We start from the raw sequence: 20,303 nt of genomic DNA, 5'->3' as shown, positions 1-20,303 counted from the left end.
AGCGCCCCGGCTTCGACCGGGGCGCTTCGCTGAAAGGAGACGCCCCCATGACCCGCACCACCACCAGCCGCCCGCGCATGGCGGCGGTCTATGCACCCGGCACGGTGCGCGCCCGCCGCTGGCACGGCGATGGCGACGTGCGCGGCTACCGCCCGCCCTCGGGCTGGTCGGCCCGCGCTGACCTCACCGACATACATCCCATCACGGGCCGCGCCTTGCCGCGTGCAGTGTGGTGGATCATCGAGACGAAGGAATGACCGCGTTCAGCACCGCGCCCAGATCGTTCCGTCCTGGGCGCGGTGAAACGCAAAATCCGGGCGCGGCGGTGGCCGCGCCCGGTGTTGAAACCGAATAGCCGGGGCATTACGCCGCCGCCTTCGCTGGCACTCAGGCGGCGGCGTTGAAGGCATCGCTGTACTGCGCGATGCCTTCGGGCACTGGCCCGTGGAAGGCCAGTGCCATGAAATAGCCGGGCGGCACGCCCGGCAGTTGCAGGCCCGCATGGGCCTGGAAGCCAAAGCGCCCGTAGTACGCGGGCTCTCCGAGCAGCACACAGCCTGCGGCCTGCATGGCCCGCAGTTCAGACAGCGCCTGTTTCATCAGGCGCGAGCCGATGCCGTGCCCCTGCCTCTGCGGCAGGACGGAGATCGGCCCCAGGCCGTACCAGCCTTTGGCCTTGTGGCCGTGGTCGTTGGTGATAGTCACGGGCGACAGGGCCACATGGCCGATGACCTGACCATGTTCTTCGGCCACGAGGGAAAGCGCCAGTTCGCCAGCATCGCGCAGCGCACGCACGATGAATTGCTCCGTGTGGCTGGTGTGCGGTGCATTGGCGAAGGCGGCAATGGTCACGGCTTCGATGGCGGCAATGTCGTTCGTGGTTTCGTGTCGTAGCTGGATGGTCATGGTGTTCTGCGTTCTCTGCTGAAAATATAGAACGGCCTGGGCGTGTCGGCGCGATGCGCCGCCGGGCTTTCGGGCCGCGCCCCGTGCCGACTTCGCTGTCACGGCCATTCGGCTTCAATCCCTCACGCCTTCGCGCCTGCGGCGCTGCGCGCTTCGCTTGCCTCCGAGGGATCGGCGCAAGGCCCATCCCCGCCGCGCAGGCTTGGCGCCCCTCGATACCGCCGAACCGGCTACGCCGGATCGGCAGGCCAGCGCCCCGCTGCAATGGACGAGGCTTGGCGAACACGCTAGAGCTTGCTGCGGCAGGTTGTGCGAATCGGTGCCGTCCTCAACGCTGGCGGTTCTCGCCCATCACGTCACGAAGGACGGTTCACGGACATCCCGCCCGGCATCGCTATGGAGCTTCCACGCCACGCCTCAAGACCGGCGCCCCAAGGTGCGGCCGGGGCGTTCTCGCTTGTCGTCGGGTGGTTGACCTGGCCCGCGTCAGTGGGCGAGCCGGTGCAGCCTTCGTGCGGGGATGCCGAGCCAGCCCTGTCTCCTTTCGGAGCGGTTCGGCCCAAGGCGTCCTTGTGTTGTTGTGAATCCTGGCGGTGGCGCGGCTGCGCCTCGGGCTTCATGGCTGCAACCGTCCAGCGAAAACAATTTCCCCTCTGCTGCGCAGATTCCTCGCGGGACAAATTCTTTTCGCCTCCCGGCTCTCCACTGTGTTGCGACCGCAAGCGGTGCAGCCCGCCCGTCCCCCGCCGGCCGGATCACAACAAGGACGCGATGGGCGCGAACCTTGTTCAACCGAATGGAGAAAACATCATGGCCAACATCGGCAGCTTCACCGCAGACAAAGACGGCTTCACCGGCACGCTTCGCACCCTGACGCTCAACGTCAAGGTCAAGCTGGTTCCCAACGACAAGGGTGACAACGAGAAAGCCCCGGACTTCCGCTTGCAGGCCGCCAGCCACGATATCGGCGCGGCGTGGAAGAAGACCAGCGAGGCCGGGCGGGAATACATCTCCGTGACCCTCGACGATCCTTCGTTCCCGGCCACGGTCTACGCCCGCCTGATCGAAGGCGAGAACGGCACACACGACCTGATCTGGTCGCGCAGCAAGCCCCAGGCGGCCTGACGGCCGCCAGCGCCCCGCCCGCGCGGCGGGGCGCTGTGCTGCTTTCGCGGCACTTCAAGGAAGGCAACACCAACGCCTGGGCTGCGCCGTGTCGAGTTGCTTCCTGGGTATTGCAGCCTTCGGTTCAAGAACGGCCGGGCGTGTCGGTGCCTTGCACCGCCGGGCTTTACGGGCTGCGCCCCGTGCCGACTTCGCCGTCACGGCCATCCGGCTTCAATCCCTCACGCCTTCGCGCCTGCGGCGCTGCGCGCTTTGCTTGCCTCCAGGGGAAAGCCCTGCGGCCTATCCCCGCCGCGCGATGCTTGGCGCCCCTGCAGTCCCCGAACCGGCTGAGCCGGATCGGCCACGCCAACGCGGTCGCGCGCTATGGCGTGTCACTCTTCTTCGCCACAGTCTCCAACTCCTGGCGCACCTGCACCAGAAGCTGATCGACCTGCTGCAGGTCGTCGCCGGCATAGGCCAGGGTCAGCAGCGTGAGCGGGTGCACCTCCATGACCTCGCACAGCTCGGCCAGCTTGTTCAGGGTCGGACTTTTGAGGTCGCGCTCCAGCGTGCTCATGTAGGTGCGGCTGGACACGTCGGAGAACGCCTCCTGGCTCAATCCACGCGCTTTCCTGATGGTCTTCAATGCCTCCGACAATGTATGTTTCGCTGCCAACCCTGGATCTCCCCAAAATCCAAGATGACAGCCGATTGCGCCCTATAGGACTACAATCTATAGTGCTCAACTATGCCCGCCTGCCGCTTTCGTGCTTTTACGGAAATCCGTATCTGCGGCTTCTCGCAGAAGTGCAAAGCCGCATCCGTGCCTTTCCACAAACCCGCCGATGCGGTTTTGCGCTTTCACGCTTCGGCGGTTTTGTGCGAATGAGGTGACGCCCATGAACCAGCTCATCTCCGAGGACGAGCGCAGGCTGTTGCTGGAACACGGCCAGGCCCGCGCCGCTGGCCGGGCCATCGACCCGCTGCCCGTGGTGCGGCTGTTCACGCCGGACGCACACGCCACCTGGCTGCTGGTGTCGCTCGACCCCGCCGACGGCGATACGGCCCATGGCCTGATCGACTTGGGGATCGGCATGCCCGAGCTGGGCGAGATCAAGCTGTCCGACCTCGCATCCATCGTCGGGCCGCGCCAGCAGCCCGTGATGCGGGACCGGTATTTCCGGGCGGTGCGCCCGTTGTCGGAGTACCTGCGGCTGGCCCAGGAGAATGGTTCCGTCCTCGATTGAGCCGTTCGCGCCCCGGCCAAGCCGGGCGCATTGAGACTATTTCGGTCTTGCTCCAGACCCGTCAGGTCTTAATCCGCACTGTTGCACCAAACCAGTGCCACCCTGACGCAAACGGTCATGACGCCAGCCGTGCCATCGGGCACGGTGGATAGCGCAGGAGGCCGCATTTCCTCGCGCGCCACCGTCGCATTCAGACGATCCGCGCAATCCATCGGATGCTTTTCGTCTTGACACGCAAGTTACTAATCTACCAGCTTATTCACGATTGGATGCTAGTTCGATGCGGTGACGTTTGCGTGTGAAACCGGTGACGGTAGTCCTGCTCTACGGGAGCTTGCGTCATGGCCGAACCGCACCACCTCGCGCACTGGTATCCGACCGCCGCCTACCTCTACGTGCTGTGCCTGGATACGCTGGCACTGGCCTGGGAGTATCTGCGCCGCCATCCCGACTACCGGCTCGACTGGCTGCACCGTGCGCGCCGCCTCGATGCTGCGCATCGCTGGGGCTTGCGTCTGCTGGAAGACCCGGCCCTGGATGCGCGTGACGCGCATCCGGCCTGGCTCCCCGGCCATGGGGCCGTGGTGCAGCTCTACCCTGACGCTGATCCGCCATCCAACGCTGCTGCATTCGACTTCTGGTGCATCCCCGGTCACAAGCAACTGTTGCATGACGGCAAGGGCCTGGCGCTGATCGCGCGCAGTTCAGGCCATTGTCTGCGCTATGCGCTGGCGCCTGGCCTGGAGGACGGCATGGCCGTGGCTTACGCCCACCGCGGTCGCGGCACCACGCATGTGCCCGACACGCCTGCGCCAATGGCGCGGCCCAGGCCACCGCCTGCGGCGCTGCTGGAGTTGCACACCCTGCAGGCGCTCGACGCCACCCTCGCGGGTGCGTCCTTGCGCGACGTGGCCGAGGGCTTGTTCGGCGTCGATGCCGCGGCCGGTTGGTACAGCGATGGCGGCCTGCGCTCCAAGGTGCGCCGCCTGGTGCGGCGTGGCGATGCGTTGATGCGCGGCGGCTATCGCCGCCTAGCACAACTGTCGTCGCTTGAGAAGGGTCGTTTTGAAGAGAGCACAAAACGACCCTGAGCAAGAGGGCTTCGTTTTCTGAGACTGCCTCCATCCGGTTGCGCTGTGTGGCCGGAGCCCTGCAACCGATGGAGGTTCTCACCATGCGTCCTGCTCCCTTGCGGCCTGCCGCCGCTCCCATTGCTTCCGCTGCGCAGCCGCAGCGCTATCTCACCAACGACGAGGCCGCAGAGTATTTGCGCCTGTCGCCCCGCACCCTGGAGAAACAGCGCGTGCTGGGTGGCGGCCCCAAGTTCCGCAAGTTCGGCCGCCGCGTCATGTACGCCGTGGCCGACCTCGATGCCTGGGCTTCCGAGCGCAGCTTCGAGAGCACATCAGATCCCGAGTACGCCGAGCAGCATTCGGCGGACAGCCGTGCGCGTTGATCGCTTGCGCGCGGGTGGCCTTCGCCATGTCCAGCCCATCCGGGGCAGTCAGGCAGGAGCGCGAACAGCTCGATCTGTTCCGCGCCTTGCCGGGCGACATGGCGCCGCGCGACAGCCAGGACCTGATGGCCTTTCCGTTCTTCTCGCTGGCGAAGTCGCGGCGCACGGCGCCGATCGACTTCCAGGCCAGCGGCGTGACGATCCGCGTGGAGGGGACGCAGGAGCATGGCATCGCGACGATTTGGGACGCGGACGTGCTCATTTGGGCGGCCTCGCAGATCGTGGAGGCGCGCGACGCGGGCTTGCGTCCGTCGCGGCTGATGCAGGCCACGCCCTACGAGATCCTGCGCTTCATTGGGCGCGGTACATCGCTGCGCGACTACCAGCGCCTCAAGGCGGCCTTGGATCGCCTGCAATCGACCACCGTGGCCACGTCGATCCGCGAGACGACCGGGCGGCGGCTACACCGCTTCTCGTGGATCAACGAGTGGAAGGAACTCGCCGATGCCAAGGGCACCCCCTTGGGGCTGGAACTGATCCTGCCGGACTGGTTCTATGGAGGCGTGCTGGATGCGGCACTGGTGCTGACCATCGACCCGGCGTATTTCCAGCTCACGGGCGGGATCGAGCGATGGCTGTACCGCCTGGTGCGCAAGCACGGCGGGCGACAGCCTGGCGGCTGGCAATTCGACTTCCGGCACCTGCACCGCAAGTCGGGCAGCACGGCCAAGCCCTACGACTTCGCCTGCGACCTGCGCGCCCTGGTGGCGCGGCAGTCGCTGCCGGGCTACGTCCTGGGCATAGAGCGGCTGAATGGCGCCGAGCTGCTGACGTTCCGGCCAGGGCGTCCCGTGCCGCCCACGGCACGGGGATAACCGGGGCAAAGCCTGTGGACGGACTCGTGCTATCAGGCGTGCCAGGTGTCGTGCTATCAGGCGTGGGACTATCGTGCTATCAGGCGTGTCCATCGGCCGCAAAGCCAATGCTGGCACGGGTTTCGGCCTCCCTTAACTTCCCTAACTTAAAACCTCTAACTGGTAGTAGCAGCGCCGCGCCGCGGTGGACAACCACCACGCGGCCAGAAATGCAGCAGCAACAGCCGGGCTCTCCAACGCGGAGGGCCAGGCCATGATCGTCGCGCTGCTCAACCAGAAAGGCGGCGTGGGCAAGACCACGCTCGCCACCCACATCGCCGGCGAGCTGGCGATGCGCGGGCAGCACGTCGTGTTGCTGGACGCTGATCCGCAGGGCTCCGCGCTGGACTGGACGCAGCGCCGCAGCCAGCAAGGTTTGCCACGGCTGTTCAGCACCGTGGGCCTCGCACGCGAAACGCTGCACCAGGAAGCGCCAGAACTGGCCCGTCGCGCCGATCACGTCGTCATCGACGGCCCGCCACGCATCGCGGCGCTGGCGCGCTCCGCGCTGCTGGCGGCCGAGCGCGTGCTGATCCCCGTGCAGCCCAGCCCCTACGACCTGTGGGCCAGCGCCGAGATGGTGGCGCTGATCCGCGAAGCGCAGGTGTTCCGGCCTGCGCTACGCGCGGCCTTCGTCATCAACCGGCGCGTGAGCACCACCGTGATCGGACGCGAAGCGCGCCAGGCGCTCGCCGACCAGCCGCTTCCTGCGCTGCGCTCGGAAGTGCATCAGCGCATCGTGTTCGCCGACAGCGTGGCCGCTGGTCGGCTTGCCCGCGAGACGGCGCCCGACAGTACCGCCGCGCGAGAAATCACCGCGCTGGTGGACGAACTTCTGCGGTGGCCGACATGACTGCGAAGCCGCCACCCAGCAGCAAACGCACGGCCAAGCATGTCTGCATCGGCGCGCGTCCGCCTGCGAATCCGCACGCCGAGGCGTGGATTCGCCAAGGCGATGCCGATGCGCTGGGTAAGGGCGACCTCTACACGGCCCGCCTGACCCTCGACATCACGCCCGCGATGCGGGCGCGCATCAAGGTATCGGCCTTCACGCAAGGCGTGACAGTGGCCGACTTGCTGCGCGCGCTGCTGGAGCGGGAGTTTCCAGAACACCGCAGGGAGAACACACCATGATCGCATCCGCTTTGCCTGCCGCTGACGCGGCCACGGCTGCAACGTCGCCATCACTCCCAGCACGTGCGGCGCGGCCTATCTCAACGCCGCTGACGCGCGTTTCGCTGGCCTTCCTGGAGCACCGTTTCAAGCTCTATCTGCGCTTTGGCGAACCGGCGCGCACGCTGCGGCTCGATCGCTGGCGCAGTCTCGCCGTGTTCATGCCCAACGCCGTGTTCTGCCGCATTCGCTGGCAGGCCAACGACTACGGCACCGTGCGCTGGCAGCTCATGGTCATGCAGGCGTGCACGCCGCTCGATGCAGCGCAGCGCATCCCCGGCGTGCAGCCGGGCGCGCGCCTGGTGCTGCACGCCGAGGGCGAGAACCAGGTGCGCGCCGTGCTGGAACGCATCGACGCCATCGAGGCGCTGGGCATCACGCCCGCTGCCGCTTCGCCCGCGTACTGGCGCACGCTCGCCAACCGGCTCGCTGCGCGCCTGCCGCTGCCCGAATACACCGCCGAGCGGCACTCCGCTTGGCTCGCCGGGAGGGCACTGCCATGACCGCCGTTTCCACTTCCGGCACCACGCCGCATCCTCGCTCGCACCGCGCACGTTTGCGCGCTCGCCTCGTGTTGGCGGGCCTGTCCGCCTGCGGCCTCGCTGCGCTGGCCTGGGCGTCCTTCGTGCATCCACTGCCGCGCCTGACCTACAACCCGTCCGACAGCGTGGCGGTCGGCTGGTATCGCGTCGATCCGCTCGACCCTCGCGCCAGCTCGCCGCCACGTCCGTTGTCCGTGGGCAGCATCGTGCTGGTGCCGCTGCCCGCCGAGGCTGCCGCGCTCGCTGCGCAGCGCGGCTACCTACCAACGCGCATCTCGCTGCTCAAGCGCGTAGGTGCGGTGGCGCCGCAAGAGGTGTGCATCGCTGACGGCAGCGTCCGCATCAACGGCGTGCCTTCGGCCGCCGTGCTGCCTGCCGACCGCTGGGGCCGCCCGCTGCCATCCTGGCAGCAGTGCCGCCGCCTTCGGCCTGGCGAGCTGTTCCTGCTCAGTGTCACCAATCCGGCGTCGTTCGACAGCCGGTATTTCGGGCCGGTCAGCGCATCCGCCGTGGTCGGCGTCGCGCATCCGGTCTGGCTGGAATCCCGCCCATGATGGCCGTCGATTCGCTGCACGTTGCCGTGCATCTCATCGTGCCATCGGGCGTGTCGTCCTGCTGGTCGTCGCCGTGTCGTCGCGCGTGCAGTGCGGGTGCCAATCCTGCGCATTGGGCACCGCACTTCGCGCTGCCTTCGGCGCAGCCGTCCAACGTGCAGGCGTCTTGCCTCGAACGCGCCCGGCCTGCGGCCGTGTCCGCGTTCGCCGGCGCGCTGGCTGCTCGCGCAGCAGCGCCGCCGGGCCGCCGCTGCTCCGAGCGACAGCGAGGGGCAAAGGCGGAAGGCAAGACAAAAGGGGGCGGCACCTGTCGGCCCGCAAAGCCAGTCTGCACGTGGGGGGGGCGAGGCACGCAGCGGCTTTGCCGCCGTGCCGCTTGGGGCGTGAGGCACGCACCGATACAGGCATGTCCGCGTGCTTCGCACGCCCGGACACGCCAGAGTTTGCAGGGAGCGCAGGCATGACCAACCGCCGCGACGATGATTTCCGCATCCGCCCCAGCGCACCGAAGAACCGGGGCCAGGGCTTCGTATCCAAGGTGCTCCAGCAGGCAGGCAAGGCCAGCGGCGGCAAGTCCACGGTGCGCCGTCCTGGCGGCAGTGGCAAGGGCACCGGCCAGCGGCCCGGATCGCGCCTGGGACGCGGCCACACGGCGGCGCGCTTCGCAGGGGCGAAGCTCACGCCTATGTCGCGGCGCGTGACCATCAAGACACTACTGGTCAACCAGCAGCGGGCCAGTCCGCAGTCGCTCGCCAAGCACCTGCGCTACATCGAGCGCGACGGCGTGGGCCGCGACGGCGAACCGGGTCGGGCCTATGGGCCGCAGACCGACGAAGCTGATCTGAACGCATTCAAGGAGCGCTGCGCCGATGATCGGCACCACTTTCGCTTCATCGTTTCGCCCGAGGAAGGGGCCGAGCTGGAAGACCTGCGCACCTACACGCGGCACCTGATGGGACGCATGGAGGCCGACCTGGGCACGCGGCTGGAATGGGTGGCGGTCGATCACTGGAATACCGACAACCCGCACACCCACCTGATCGTGCGCGGGCGCGACGACACCGGCAAAGACCTCATCATCGCGGGCGACTACATCACTGATGGTTTTCGTCATCGCGCCGCCGAGCTGGCGACCGAATGGCTGGGGCCACGCACCGAGCTGGAGATCCAGCAGACCTTGCAGCGCGAGGTGGAGCAAGAGCGGTGGACTAGCCTGGATCGCACGTTGAAACGCGAGGCCGGCGAGGATGGCCGGGTACAGATCGAACGCTTCAACGAACCGACGTTGCAACGCCAGCGCCTGCTGCTGATCAGCCGCCTGCAACGCTTGCAGCACCTGGGCCTGGTCGACGAGACGCAGCCCGGCAGTTGGGCCGTCCATGCCGATGCCGAGAAGACCTTGCGCGCCCTGGGCGAGCGTGGAGACATCATCCGCACCATCCAGCGGGCCATGAGCGGCCAGCCGCGCGAGCTGGCGGTGTTCGAGCCGGGCGACGATGGCCGAACTATTCTCGGCCGCGTAGCCGCGAAGGGGCTGGCCGACGAACTGCGCGACCGGGGCTATCTGGTCATCGACGGCGTGGACGGCAAGGCCCACTACGTCGCGCTCAATGCCCGCGACGAGCTGGCGAACTATCCCAGCGGCGCCGTGGTGGAGGTGAAAGGATCGGCCGACGTGCGCGCGGCGGACAAGAACATCGCCGCGCTGGCGAGCGATGGCTTGTACCGTACCGACCATCACCTCGCCATCGCCCAGGGGCAGGCCGTGCCCGGCCGCGATCCGCAGGAAGTCGTCGCGGCCCATGTCCGCCGACTGGAAGCCTTGCGCCGCGCCGGCATCGTGGAGCGTGTGGCCGAAGGTCTATGGAAGGTGCCGGACGATCTGCCCGAGCGTGGCCGTCAGTACGACGCGCAGCGCCTGGGAAGCGTGGCCGTGGAACTGAAATCGCACCTGCCCATCGAGCGGCAGGCCCGCGTGATCGGGGCCACCTGGCTCGACCAGCAACTGATCGGCGGCGGCTCGGGCCTGGGCGACCTGGGCTTTGGCGGCGAGGCCAAACAGGCCATGCAGCAGCGCACCGACTTCCTGGCCGAACAGGGGTTGGCCGAGCGGCGCGGGCAGCGCGTGATCCTGGCGCGCAACCTGCTGGGCACGCTGCGCAACCGGGAGCTGGCGCAGGCCGCGAAGGACATTGCAGGCGAAACGGGCCTGGAGCATCGGCCCGTGGCCGACGGGCAGCGCGTGGCCGGCATCTACCGGCGCAGCGTCATGCTCGCCAGCGGGCGCTACGCGATGCTTGATGACGGCATGGGCTTCTCGCTGGTGCCGTGGAAGCCGGTGATCGAACAGCGATTGGGGCAGCAGCTTTCCGCGACGGTTCGCGGCGGCGGGGCGTCCTGGGAGATTGGGCGGCATCGGGGGCCAACCATTTCTTGAGTCAAGGTAAAGCCACAAGCCGGTGGGCAAAATTAGATTTTATCCATAGATGGGTGATCAATCCAAAGCGTTACCAAAGGTTGGGATGTCAAAATTAGAATTATCTGTAATTTCGGATACACGGCCACATTCAAAGGCACGCTATCGCGTATATGGATTGATGGTTTCCGACCAGTGCCGCATGCGCCTTCCGCAGAATTTGGGGCAAATCCACGATGAAGAGAATAATTTGGACGTTCTGGTTTTTTGCGCTGGCATTGAGCGCTTTATGGCTTTTTACCGATACGCTCTGGCCTGCACAGTCCAACTACTTCGCCCTGCGAACGGTATGGATTCAATACAGCGGCGTACTGGCCATCGGCGCGATGTCCGTGGCGATGATGTTGGCCACGCGCCCGGCGTGGCTGGAGCCCAGCTTGAACGGACTGGACAAGATATACCGCCTGCACAAGTGGCTCGGCATCGCTGCTCTGGCCGCTGCAACAGTACACTGGCTGTGGGCGCAGGGTACTAAATGGGCCGTAGGCTGGGGCTGGCTGACGCGCCCCGCGCGCAAGCCCCGCGCAACGGCTGATTCAATGGGCTCCATTGAATCGGCGCTGCGTGGCTGGCGTGGACTGGCCGAGGACTTGGGCGAATGGGCCTTCTACGCCGTCGCCGTGCTACTGGTGCTGGCTTTGGTTAAGCGCTTTCCCTACCGGCTGTTCGCCAAGACGCACCACTGGATGGCAGCGATCTACTTGGTGCTGGCCTTCCACACCTTGGTGTTGGTGCAGTTCTCCTACTGGGCCCAGCCCGTGGGCTGGGCTTTGGCTATGCTGCTGGCGAGCGGCACGGTATCGGCGGTGTGGGTGCTGCTGGGCCGAGTCGGTGCGCAGCGCACCGCGCACGGTGTCATCGAATCGCTGCAGACCTACCCTGCGCTGAACGTGCTGGAAACCACCCTGCGGATGGACCCGGGCTGGCCCGGCCACCGGCCCGGACAGTTTGCCTTCGCCATGTCCAACCCGAAAGAAGGCCCGCACCCCTACACGCTAGCCTCAGCCTGGGTGCCGGAAGACCGGCGCATTACCTTCATCACCAAGGCGCTGGGCGACCACACCCGCCGGCTGCCTGAGCGCCTACGGGTAGGCGACCAGGTAACGGTCGAGGGGCCTTACGGCTGCTTCACTTTCGACGACGAGAAGGCCCGCCAGATCTGGATCGGCGCCGGCATCGGTATCACGCCATTCATTGCGCGCATGAAGTATTTGGCGCAGCATAAAGGCCAAGACGCACGCCCGGTCGATTTGTTTCATCCTACGAGCGACGTTGATCCGCAGGCCATCGAGAAACTGCGCGCCGACAGCCAGGCGGCCGGCGTTGTGCTGCACCTGCTCATCGACAAGCAGAACGGTCGCCTGACGGGTGAACGCCTGCGTGCCATGGTGCCGGGTTGGAAAGACGCCAGCGTCTGGTTCTGCGGCCCCACGGCCTTCGGCCGCGCGTTGCGCGCCGACCTGCTGGCCCAGGGGCTGGAGCCGGAGGCGTTCCACCAGGAGCTTTTCGAGATGCGCTGAATGGAAGAAAGCACATGCGCGTATTGATCGTGGAAGACTCGCAAACGCTGGCCGAAGCCCTGAGCCAGAGCCTTCAGTCGGAAGGCTATGCCTGCGATACAGCAGCCGATGGCGTGTCCGCGCTGAAGTTTCTTGCCAGCTACCGGTACGACGCCATCATTCTGGACTTGATGCTGCCCCGGCTGGACGGCTTTGGCGTGTTGCGCGCATTGGGCCGGGAGGCCCATGCCGCACCGGTGTTGGTGCTCTCCGCGCGCGAACTGCTCGACGACCGGGTGCGGGCCTTGGATGCGGGTGCCGATGACTACCTGACAAAACCCTTCGAGCTAGCCGAACTGCTGGCTCGCCTGCGGGCGCTAGTACGGCGTCCGCCGCAACGGGACGTTCCAGTTCTGCGCCACGGCGATCTGGAGGTCGATCCGCGCTCGCGCATCGCGAGGTTCAAGTGCATTGATCTTGGGCTCACGCCGAAGGAGTATGGACTGCTCGACTTGCTGCTGCGTCGGCGCGGCGCCACGCTGTCGCGCTCGCAGATTTTTGAACATTTGTACGACAGCCGCAGCGATGCATCGGACAAAGTGGTAGAGGTGATCGTCAGCACCTTGCGAACCAAGCTTGCCCTGTGCGGCCTGGATGAACTGATCGTGACACGCCGTGGCTTCGGCTACATCCTGCCCTGAACGATGGTACGTCCCGATTCCGAAGCCCTTTCTGATGCGAGTCAAGGCGGATCCTGGTCCTTGCAGCGGCGGCTGGCTGCCAGCTTGGTGATCTGCATTGGAGGAACCTTCGCGATCCTGTTTCCCGTCCTCGACTACTGGATTGACCACGAAATCTATCGACGGATGGATACCACCCTGATGCAACGATCAGCGGCGGTGGGGCGCGTGCTGCAGGAGTTGGATGCGAGAAAGCTCGAAAGCCTCATGCCGGAATATGAGCCTGGCGGGCATACCGAGTTCTTCACGGTCTTCGATTCGCAGACCCACCGGGCCTTGCTACGCTCTCCCAGCAGTGCAGGCGCCGAGCTATCGCTTGGCCCGGTGGAGCAAGGCACCCCGCGCTATTACGACGTGACACTTCCGGATGGCCACGCGGGCCGCGCGCTGGCGACGCGCGTGTCGGTAACTGGAGAGAGGTCTCAGCTATTAGTCGTCGCAACAGAACGCCGGGATTGGGATCAAACCGAGCGGCGCATCCACTTTGCGCTCTTGGGCGGTATTGTGCTGGCAACGCTGCTAGCGACGGGCCTGGCGCTGCTCATGGTTCGGCATATCGTGGTCATGCTGGAGCGGGTCGGCGAGCAACTGGCCGATCTGCGTTCGGATCGGCCGATTGCGCGGATCGGAGCGGACTTTCCCCGTGAACTGCGTCCATTTGCCGAAGCCTTCAATCAGGGCTTGCATCACCTGTATGTGGCCATTGTCCGCGAGCGCCGCTTCTCCCGCGATGTGGCCCACGAGTTGCGCACGCCCCTGGCGGAAATCCGCATCAGCGCAGAAAGCGCTTTGATCGATGCCGACCCGGCCCGAATCCAGCGCGCCCTGAATGCAATGATCCAGGCCAGTTCACGCATGCAGCGCAGTGTGGACACTCTGCTGTTGTTGGCGCGACTTGAGTCCGGCCAACACACAATGGCGCTGGATCCTCTGGATCTAACTGCTTTGCTGCGAGAGTTGCTGGCGGGACTTAACGTCCAGCAAATGGCACCCAAGTCACCCATCCGCGTGACTTTGCCTGAATCGGCATGGGTGCAAAGTGATCAGGGCGTGATCGAACGCATCCTCTCCAACCTCTTGCGCAATGCCATTGAATACGCGCCCGAAGGCGACGACATTCAATGTAGGTTGGAGCTCGAGGCATCCGGCTGGATGTTAACCATCGTCAACACAGCTCCCAATTTGCTGGCATCCGATCTAGATCAATTCGGCCTTCGCTTCTGGCGCAAGGATTCCGAAGGCGGCACGGCGCATCACGCTGGACTGGGACTGGCGCTGGCCCTGGCTCTCGCGCATGCCATAGAGCTGCCGCTGGCGTTCTCACTGGACAACGGTCGGCTGTCCGCGCGGCTTGGCCCTTGGCCACCGCTGCTCTGAGATTGACGCAGATCTACACCGCAGTGCCGAACATGGCTCCCACGCCCGCTGTCACCGCCATGGCAAATGTGCCCCAGAACGCGACGCGCAGCGCACTTTTGAAGAGCGGCGTACCACCCACGGCAGCAGCCGCAGCACCGAGCAGGGCCAGGAAGACAATCGCCGTCGCGACGATCCAATAGAGCAGGCTCTGCTCCGGCGCCAACAGAACCACGGCCAGCGGCATGGCCGCACCCACGGCGAAGCTTCCAGCGGACGCCATGGCGGCTTGCAGCGGGCGAGCGCTCAAGGTTTCAGAAATGCCCAATTCATCGCGCGCGTGCGCGCCCAGCGCATCATGCGCCATCAATTGCGTGGCGACCTGATCCGCGAGTCGATGATCCAGGCCACGCCGAACATAGATGGCCGTGAGTTCGCGATGTTCGGCTTCCGGACTGTTCTTCAGTTCATCACGTTCCCGCGCCAGATCCGCCTTCTCCGTATCAGCTTGTGAATAGACCGATACGAATTCGCCTGCAGCCATGGACATGGCACCGGCTACCAACCCCGCGATGGCCGTGGTCATGATGCTGGCATGGCTTGCATGGGCCGCAGCCACGCCTGCAACTAGGCTGGCCGTGGAAATGATGCCGTCATTGGCACCCAGAACAGCTGCGCGTAGCCATCCGATATGTTCAGTGCGATGACTTTCAGGGTGAGCGCGATGATGAAATTTTGTCATTGAAAAATCAAATCCATGTGAAGCAGCCCAAGGCCAGCAGTTCAGGTGCGATGACCGGGAAGCATGCGAACCAGTGTGTTGTCACGCATGACGTAGTGGTGCAACAGCGCCGCCATCGCATGCAATCCGATCAAGACATAGCCCAATGTCGCCAGCGCCTCATGGACATCCTTGAGTTGGCGCGACAAAGCAACGTCGGTGCCGATCAGAGAGGGAACGGGCAAGCCAAACAGAACAATCGGCTTGCCCGCCGCACTCAAGGTGAGCCATCCGAGCAGCGGCATGGCGAGCATGAAGCTGTAGAGCGCATAGTGCATGCCATCGGCGAGCGTGGCCTGCCAGCGTGGCATGGGTGGTTGGATCGCGGGCTTCACGCCCGCCTGGATGCGCACCCCGATACGGATCACGACGATCACCAGAACGCTGAGGCCCAATAGAAAGTGCAAGGACTTCATGGCGCCGCGCAACTCGCTGCCCTTGGGTGCCAGTCCGCGCAATTCCATGCTCGCATAGACCGCAATGATGAGAATCACGGTCAGCCAGTGCAAGCCTATGACCAAGGGACTGAAACGGTATTCGGAATTCTTGATGTCCATGGCGCATGGCCCCGATGTTTGAGATGGCAAAAAAGCGAACCGCTGGCTATCCTGGCTATCGGATCAAGTGACTGAGAAGTCAACTTACCGGCAGCTTGTGGCTCAAGACAAGCGGTTTTTTTCTGAATAGATCGTACAGAGAAAATTTCGCTTTCTCCAAAGCTTTCTCAAAGCTTCACCGAAGAACATGAGCTGATCTTTACAAGAGATCGACCGCATGTTTCGCCTCATTAACCTCGCGCACCGCTTCATATGCGACGAATTTTCAATTCGCGCTGTGTGCTCTCTACTCTGCTCTACGTCATTTGGGGCGGCACAAGCATGAGCTTCCCGACCTTGAAAGCGGCGGGCACCTCCAGCCGAACCAAGACCTTGGCCCTGTCCGCCGTCGGTGTGGCAGTTCTGGCTGCCGTAGGGTACGGCTGGTGGGCTTGGGCAACCCAGCAGACAACCGTAGCCGATAAAGACGCGAGCGAAGCTGTCGCCCAGCCGAGTGCTGGCGGCGTTCACCTCAATGCCACTCAGCTTCGCGCGCAGGGTGTGGAAACCGCACTCGTCAAGGATGCTGCAGTGATACCGCTGGATAGCTTACCCGCGCAGACGGTGGCACCACTCTCGGCTAGCGCGCAGGTCGTGGCGCCCTATGGCGGTGTGGTGACGCGCGTTCTGGTCGATGAAGGCGCCGCAGTGCGCCAAGGTCAGGCACTGGCGCGCATCCAGAGCAAGGACGTTCTGGCGGCGCAAGCCGATCTGGCGCGTGCCCGCACCGAAGCGGCGGTGGCTACGGCGCAGGCCCGGCGCGATGCCACGCTCTTGGCCGAGGGCATCATCCCAGCCACGCGCAACGAGCAAACCCAGGCGCGCGCGGCGGCTGCGCAAAGTACGTTGCAAGAGGCCAATGGCGCCCTCGCACGGCTTCGACCCGTTAGCGGCGGGCAGGCCGGCGAGTATGAATTGCTGGCGCCTTTGTCCGGGCGGGTGATGCGTCGTCACCTGAGCCTCGGGCTGGCGGTCGCGCCGCTCGACATCGCCTTCATAGTGGCTCAGCCTGGCCCGCTGGATGTCAGCGTCGCGGTTCCGCTGCGCTGGCGCTCGGATCTCCACCCAGGCTTGGAAGTGCGTCTTCCCGATGGCACGATCGCTCGCGTGACGGCTGTTGGTGGCGACACTGACCTCAGTAGTCAGAGCCTGCGGGTACGTGCCCGCGTCGATGCAGATCAGGCAGGGGCAGACCGCTATGCGGCCGGGCAGCAGATCAGTGTCGCGCTGTTGCTGCCAGCACCGCAGGGCACCTTGAGCGTGCCATCGTCCGCACTGCTGCCAGCGGGCAGCGCCCACGTGGTCTACGTTGCTGAGCCGTCATCGCAAGACAAGCACGGCGACCTACGCGTCCGCGCTGTTCCGGTGCGACTGCTGGGGCAAGACGAATCAGAGGCGTCAAGCGCCGTGCGTGCCGTCTCGCCAGACACTGCGCCGCTTGCGGCAGGCATGCAGGTCGTCGTGCGCGGTACGGCACTGCTTAAATCCATGATTCCATTGCAATGAGGGGCGACCACGCATGTTGTCCCGTCTGATTGAATTTTCCCTGCGCCAACGTGCGCTGGTACTGCTTGGCGTGCTGGCTTTGGCGGGTGCGGGCCTGGCGGCCTTCCTGCAACTGCCGATCGACGCCTATCCAGATATTTCCCCCACGCAGGTCAAGCTGATTATCAAGGCCCCTGGCATGACGCCCGAGGAGGTGGAGTCGCGCGTGATCACGCCGCTGGAGATGGAGTTGCTCGGTGTGCCGCGGGGCGTGATGCTGCGCTCCACGGCCAAGTACGCCATAGCCGACATCACGCTGGACTTTGCCGAAGGCAGCGACATCTACTGGGCGCGTCAGCAGGTGGCTGAACGCTATGCCGGCGTTTCGGGCAGCCTCCCCGAAGGCGTCAGCGGCGGGCTGGCGCCGATTTCGACACCGCTGTCGGACGTGTTCATGTTCACCATCGAAGGCGGTGGCCTCACGTTGAGCGAGCGCCGCGCCCTACTGGACTGGACGCTGCGCCCGGCCCTGCGCACGCTGCCCGGTGTTGCTGATGTCAACGTGCTGGGTGGAGAAGCCAAGAGCTTTGCTGTGGTGCCGGATCGCGCACGGCTTTCCGCTGCGGGCCTCAGCTTCTCTGATGTCATCACGGCGATCGGCCGCAACAACCGCAATGACGGTGCGGGCCGCCTGGATGCAGGCGAAGACACGCTGATCGTGCGCGCCGAAGGCGCGATCCACACTTTGGACGATTTATCCCGTCTGATCCTGCGCGCGGGGGCCAATGGTACGGCCCCAGTTCGCCTGGGCGACGTGGCCCAGGTGCGCATCGAAGGCGTGACGCGATATGGCGCCGTCACCCGGGACGGCGCGGGCGAAGCGGTGGAAGGCATCGTGGTGGCGCTGCGCGGGGCCGATGCCTCGGCGCTGGTCAAAGCCATTCGAGCCCGGCTGGACGAGGTGACTCCCAGCCTGCCGCCCGGCGTCAAGGTGGTGCCGTTCTATGACCGCAGCACGCTGATCGAGCGCGCCGTGGGCACGGTGGAAAGCGCCTTGCTGGAGGCGACCGTACTGGTCGTCATCCTGCTGCTTCTGTTCCTCGGCGAGCTTCGCGCCGCGCTGGTTGTGGCGGTGATGGTGCCTTTGGCGGCACTGGGCACCTTCTTGCTGATGCGTCTGGTCGGCATGAGCGCCAACCTGATGAGCTTGGGGGGCCTCGCGATCGCCATCGGCATGCTGGTGGACGCTGCCGTAGTGGTGGTGGAAAACGCCGTCAGTCGGCTCGACCCGCACGCGCCCAGTGCGCACCAGCCGCGCCTGCACCGCATATTCGCCGCGGCGCGCGAGGTCGCCATGCCTGTGGCCTCGGGCATCCTCATCATCTGTCTGACCTTCATGCCCCTGCTCACTCTGCAAGGGTTGGAAGGCAAACTGTTTGTGCCGGTGGCGCTGACCATCGTATTCGCCCTGGGCGTCTCGCTGCTGCTGTCGCTCACGCTGGTGCCGGTGCTGGCCTCGCTGCTGCTCAAGGAACACGCTCACACCGAGCCGTGGGTGATGCGCTGGGCCACGCGCCTGTACCAACCGCTGCTGGAGGCTGCGCTTCACCACCCGCTACGCGCATCGGCGGTCGCCATCGCGGCCCTGGCATTGGGTGTGGTGGCCTACCTCGGCACGGGCAAGGCGTTCATGCCGACGATGGACGAGGGCGATATCCTGCTGCAACTGCAAAAGCCGCCGTCCATCGGGTTGCAGCGCTCGCTGGAGATTGACCTGGCAGTGCAGAAGGCCATCGGTGCGGCGGTGCCCGAGGTGCGGCACAGCATCGGGCGGGTGGGCTCCGACGAGCTGGGGCTCGACCCGATGGGCCTGAACGAAACCGACCTGTTCATGCAGCTCGCACCGCGCAAGGATTGGCATGCAGCCGACAAGGACGCGTTGAGTGCCGAGATACGCAAGGTGATGGATGCCTTCCCCGGCCTGGAATTCGGCTTTACCCAGCCCATCGAGATGCGCATCTCGGAAATGCTCACCGGCAGCCGGGGCGACGTGGCCGTCAAGCTATTCGGCCCTGATCTGCAAACGCTGGGCGATCTGGCGCAGCGCATGGCCGCTCGCATCGAGAAAGTGCCCGGTGCGCGCGACGTGCTCACCCAGGCCAGCGACAGCGTGGAATACCTGCAGGTGAAGGTGGATGCGCAGGCGGCGGGGCGCGCCGGGCTGGCCGTGACACAGGTTCAGGACGAGTTGCGCGCGCAACTCGAAGGCGTTCCGGCCGGGCTGGTGATTGAGCCGGACAGGCGCACGCCGATCGTGGTGCGCGGCGACGCCCGCCTGCGCGGCTCGGCCGAGCGCTTCAAGGACTTGCAGCTCGCCCGCGGCGATCAGGGCGAAATCCCCTTGACCTCGCTGGCGCGCATCGCCACCACTGATGGCCCCGTGCTGGTGCGGCGCGAGAACGGCTCGCGCTTCGCGCTGATCCAGTCCAGCGTGAGCGGGCGCGATCTGGTCGGCTTCGTAGATGAAGCGCGCGAAGCCGTGGCGCGCGACGTGCCGCTACCACCCGGCTACCGCGTCGAATGGGGCGGGCAGTTTGAGAACCAGCAACGTGCAGCGGCCCGCCTAGGCATGGTGGTGCCGGTAGCCCTGGGGCTGATTTTCTTCGTGCTGTTCATGACCTTCGGCTCGGTGCGGCAGGCCGCGCTCATCCTCGGCAACGTGCCGTTTGCCATGGTCGGCGGCGTGGCGGCGCTGTGGCTGTCGGGGCAGTACCTGTCGGTGCCTGCTTCGGTCGGCTTCATCGCGCTGCTGGGCATCGCCGTGCTCAACGGATTGGTGCTGATGACGCACTTCAACCACCTGCACGCGCTAGGCCTGCCCATGGAACAGGTGGTGCGCGAAGGTTCGCTGCGACGGTTGCGCCCCGTGCTGATGACGGCTTCCATCACCGCCTTTGGCCTAGTGCCCCTGCTGCTGGCCAGTGGCCCTGGCTCTGAGATCCAGCGCCCACTCGCCATCGTGGTGATTGGCGGACTGGTCAGTTCCACTGCGCTGACCCTGGTCCTGCTGCCGGTGCTGTACCGGCGATTCGGCCAGGCCATCTCCTCACAACAAGGAGTCCACGCATGAACGGATTGAAAGAAGCGCAACTGGTGCGCCTGAATCTGGTGTTTCCACCCACGCTCGAAGACGCCGTCACCGATGCCCTGATGGCCGACCCGGTGCTGCCAGGGTTCACCCTGTTGCACGCCGAAGGGCATACCGGCGACTTCGCGCGCGCGTCCATTCGCGAGAAGGTTCGCGGCCGTGTGGATCGGCGCGTCATTTGGGTGTTGATCGAATATGAACAACTGGAACAGGTCCTGGCGCATCTGCGCCAGCGCATCGCGTCTAGCGATGTCCGCTGGTGGGTGGAGTCGGTGTTGGCAAGTGGAAGACTGGTATGACGAGTAAAAACAAAGGATGCAGCC

21 protein-coding genes are annotated in these 20,303 nt (G+C 65.4%); 17 read left to right on the top strand and 4 right to left on the bottom strand.

The window, feature by feature from the left end; translation table 11 throughout:
• Positions 1 to 47: 47 nt before the first annotated feature.
• Positions 48 to 257: a hypothetical protein gene (locus tag V8Z78_RS21310; protein ID WP_049285381.1), complete on the top strand. Its 210-nt coding sequence runs from the start codon at positions 48 to 50 to the stop codon at positions 255 to 257.
• Positions 258 to 387: 130 nt separating this feature from the next.
• On the opposite strand, the gene V8Z78_RS21305 is transcribed toward V8Z78_RS21310, so the two are convergent.
• The gene (locus V8Z78_RS21305; protein WP_349732079.1) at positions 388 to 906 is read right to left on the bottom strand and encodes a GNAT family N-acetyltransferase; all 519 of its coding nucleotides are present in this window, start codon (positions 904 to 906) and stop codon (positions 388 to 390) included.
• An 810-nt stretch (positions 907 to 1,716) separates the two neighbouring features.
• Here V8Z78_RS21305 and V8Z78_RS21300 point away from each other — a divergent pair.
• Positions 1,717 to 2,031, top strand: coding sequence for a DUF736 domain-containing protein (locus tag V8Z78_RS21300; RefSeq protein ID WP_107316610.1), 315 nt, complete (start codon positions 1,717 to 1,719; stop codon positions 2,029 to 2,031).
• A gap of 364 nt (positions 2,032 to 2,395) precedes the next feature.
• On the opposite strand, the gene V8Z78_RS21295 is transcribed toward V8Z78_RS21300, so the two are convergent.
• Positions 2,396 to 2,689, bottom strand: coding sequence for a helix-turn-helix domain-containing protein (locus V8Z78_RS21295; RefSeq protein ID WP_016452551.1), 294 nt, complete (start codon positions 2,687 to 2,689; stop codon positions 2,396 to 2,398).
• A gap of 223 nt (positions 2,690 to 2,912) precedes the next feature.
• Here V8Z78_RS21295 and V8Z78_RS21290 point away from each other — a divergent pair, with 223 nt between their 5' ends.
• The 12 genes from V8Z78_RS21290 (at position 2,913) to V8Z78_RS21235 (ending at position 13,991) form a co-directional block, all read left to right on the top strand.
• Positions 2,913 to 3,260, top strand: coding sequence for a DUF2958 domain-containing protein (locus tag V8Z78_RS21290; RefSeq protein WP_049286387.1), 348 nt, complete (start codon positions 2,913 to 2,915; stop codon positions 3,258 to 3,260).
• Between the two features lie 341 nt (positions 3,261 to 3,601).
• Positions 3,602 to 4,351 carry a DUF2285 domain-containing protein gene (locus V8Z78_RS21285; RefSeq protein WP_059400462.1) on the top strand — a complete coding sequence of 250 codons (750 nt, stop codon included), beginning with the start codon at positions 3,602 to 3,604 and terminating at the stop codon, positions 4,349 to 4,351.
• 83 nt (positions 4,352 to 4,434) lie between these two features.
• On the top strand, positions 4,435 to 4,716 hold the full coding sequence (locus V8Z78_RS21280; RefSeq protein ID WP_049286390.1) for a helix-turn-helix transcriptional regulator: 282 nt from the start codon (positions 4,435 to 4,437) through the stop codon (positions 4,714 to 4,716).
• Between the two features lie 26 nt (positions 4,717 to 4,742).
• Positions 4,743 to 5,591 carry a replication initiator protein A gene (locus tag V8Z78_RS21275; protein WP_049286388.1) on the top strand — a complete coding sequence of 283 codons (849 nt, stop codon included), beginning with the start codon at positions 4,743 to 4,745 and terminating at the stop codon, positions 5,589 to 5,591.
• A gap of 253 nt (positions 5,592 to 5,844) precedes the next feature.
• The gene (parA, locus tag V8Z78_RS21270) at positions 5,845 to 6,483 is read left to right on the top strand and encodes a ParA family partition ATPase (protein ID WP_349732078.1); all 639 of its coding nucleotides are present in this window, start codon (positions 5,845 to 5,847) and stop codon (positions 6,481 to 6,483) included.
• Positions 6,480 to 6,764: a chromosome partitioning protein ParB gene (locus V8Z78_RS21265; protein WP_087080931.1), complete on the top strand. Its 285-nt coding sequence runs from the start codon at positions 6,480 to 6,482 to the stop codon at positions 6,762 to 6,764. The genes parA and V8Z78_RS21265 overlap by 4 nt, the downstream gene beginning before the upstream one ends.
• Positions 6,761 to 7,306 (top strand): DUF2840 domain-containing protein, encoded by a 546-nt coding sequence (locus tag V8Z78_RS21260; RefSeq protein WP_150584771.1) that lies wholly within the window; start codon positions 6,761 to 6,763, stop codon positions 7,304 to 7,306. The genes V8Z78_RS21265 and V8Z78_RS21260 overlap by 4 nt, the downstream gene beginning before the upstream one ends.
• Positions 7,303 to 7,899: a S26 family signal peptidase gene (locus V8Z78_RS21255; RefSeq protein ID WP_349732077.1), complete on the top strand. Its 597-nt coding sequence runs from the start codon at positions 7,303 to 7,305 to the stop codon at positions 7,897 to 7,899. Before V8Z78_RS21260 ends, V8Z78_RS21255 begins: the two co-directional genes overlap by 4 nt.
• A gap of 460 nt (positions 7,900 to 8,359) precedes the next feature.
• Positions 8,360 to 10,336, top strand: coding sequence for a relaxase/mobilization nuclease domain-containing protein (locus V8Z78_RS21250; protein ID WP_011517536.1), 1,977 nt, complete (start codon positions 8,360 to 8,362; stop codon positions 10,334 to 10,336).
• Between the two features lie 215 nt (positions 10,337 to 10,551).
• Positions 10,552 to 11,895: a ferredoxin reductase family protein gene (locus V8Z78_RS21245; protein WP_003056168.1), complete on the top strand. Its 1,344-nt coding sequence runs from the start codon at positions 10,552 to 10,554 to the stop codon at positions 11,893 to 11,895.
• 14 nt (positions 11,896 to 11,909) lie between these two features.
• Positions 11,910 to 12,575, top strand: a complete 666-nt coding sequence (locus V8Z78_RS21240; RefSeq protein WP_003056167.1) for a response regulator transcription factor — start codon at positions 11,910 to 11,912, stop codon at positions 12,573 to 12,575.
• Between the two features lie 87 nt (positions 12,576 to 12,662).
• Complete coding sequence (locus V8Z78_RS21235; RefSeq protein WP_349732102.1) at positions 12,663 to 13,991, top strand: sensor histidine kinase; 1,329 nt, start codon at positions 12,663 to 12,665, stop codon at positions 13,989 to 13,991.
• A 13-nt stretch (positions 13,992 to 14,004) separates the two neighbouring features.
• Here V8Z78_RS21235 and V8Z78_RS21230 read toward each other — a convergent pair whose 3' ends face one another.
• Positions 14,005 to 14,712, bottom strand: coding sequence for a VIT1/CCC1 transporter family protein (locus tag V8Z78_RS21230; RefSeq protein ID WP_021028154.1), 708 nt, complete (start codon positions 14,710 to 14,712; stop codon positions 14,005 to 14,007).
• A 41-nt stretch (positions 14,713 to 14,753) separates the two neighbouring features.
• Entirely contained in the window at positions 14,754 to 15,308 is a 555-nt protein-coding gene (locus V8Z78_RS21225; protein WP_349732076.1) for a cytochrome b, read from the bottom strand.
• Positions 15,309 to 15,629: 321 nt separating this feature from the next.
• Here V8Z78_RS21225 and V8Z78_RS21220 point away from each other — a divergent pair, with 321 nt between their 5' ends.
• From V8Z78_RS21220 to V8Z78_RS21210, 3 genes are read left to right on the top strand one after another with little or no spacing between them, the layout of a single operon-like run.
• Entirely contained in the window at positions 15,630 to 16,853 is a 1,224-nt protein-coding gene (locus V8Z78_RS21220) for an efflux RND transporter periplasmic adaptor subunit (protein WP_349732075.1), read from the top strand.
• Positions 16,854 to 16,866: 13 nt separating this feature from the next.
• Positions 16,867 to 19,962: an efflux RND transporter permease subunit gene (locus tag V8Z78_RS21215; RefSeq protein ID WP_349732074.1), complete on the top strand. Its 3,096-nt coding sequence runs from the start codon at positions 16,867 to 16,869 to the stop codon at positions 19,960 to 19,962.
• A complete protein-coding gene (locus tag V8Z78_RS21210; RefSeq protein WP_003056157.1) occupies positions 19,959 to 20,279 on the top strand; it encodes a DUF3240 family protein in 321 nt (106 codons plus the stop codon). Before V8Z78_RS21215 ends, V8Z78_RS21210 begins: the two co-directional genes overlap by 4 nt.
• The last annotated feature ends 24 nt before the right edge of the window (positions 20,280 to 20,303 follow it).

This window comes from Comamonas sp. wu1-DMT (assembly GCF_040187805.1).
In the GTDB taxonomy this organism is placed as follows: Bacteria; Pseudomonadota; Gammaproteobacteria; order Burkholderiales; family Burkholderiaceae_C; genus Comamonas; species Comamonas thiooxydans.
This window is presented reverse-complemented; position numbering and strand designations above follow the sequence as displayed.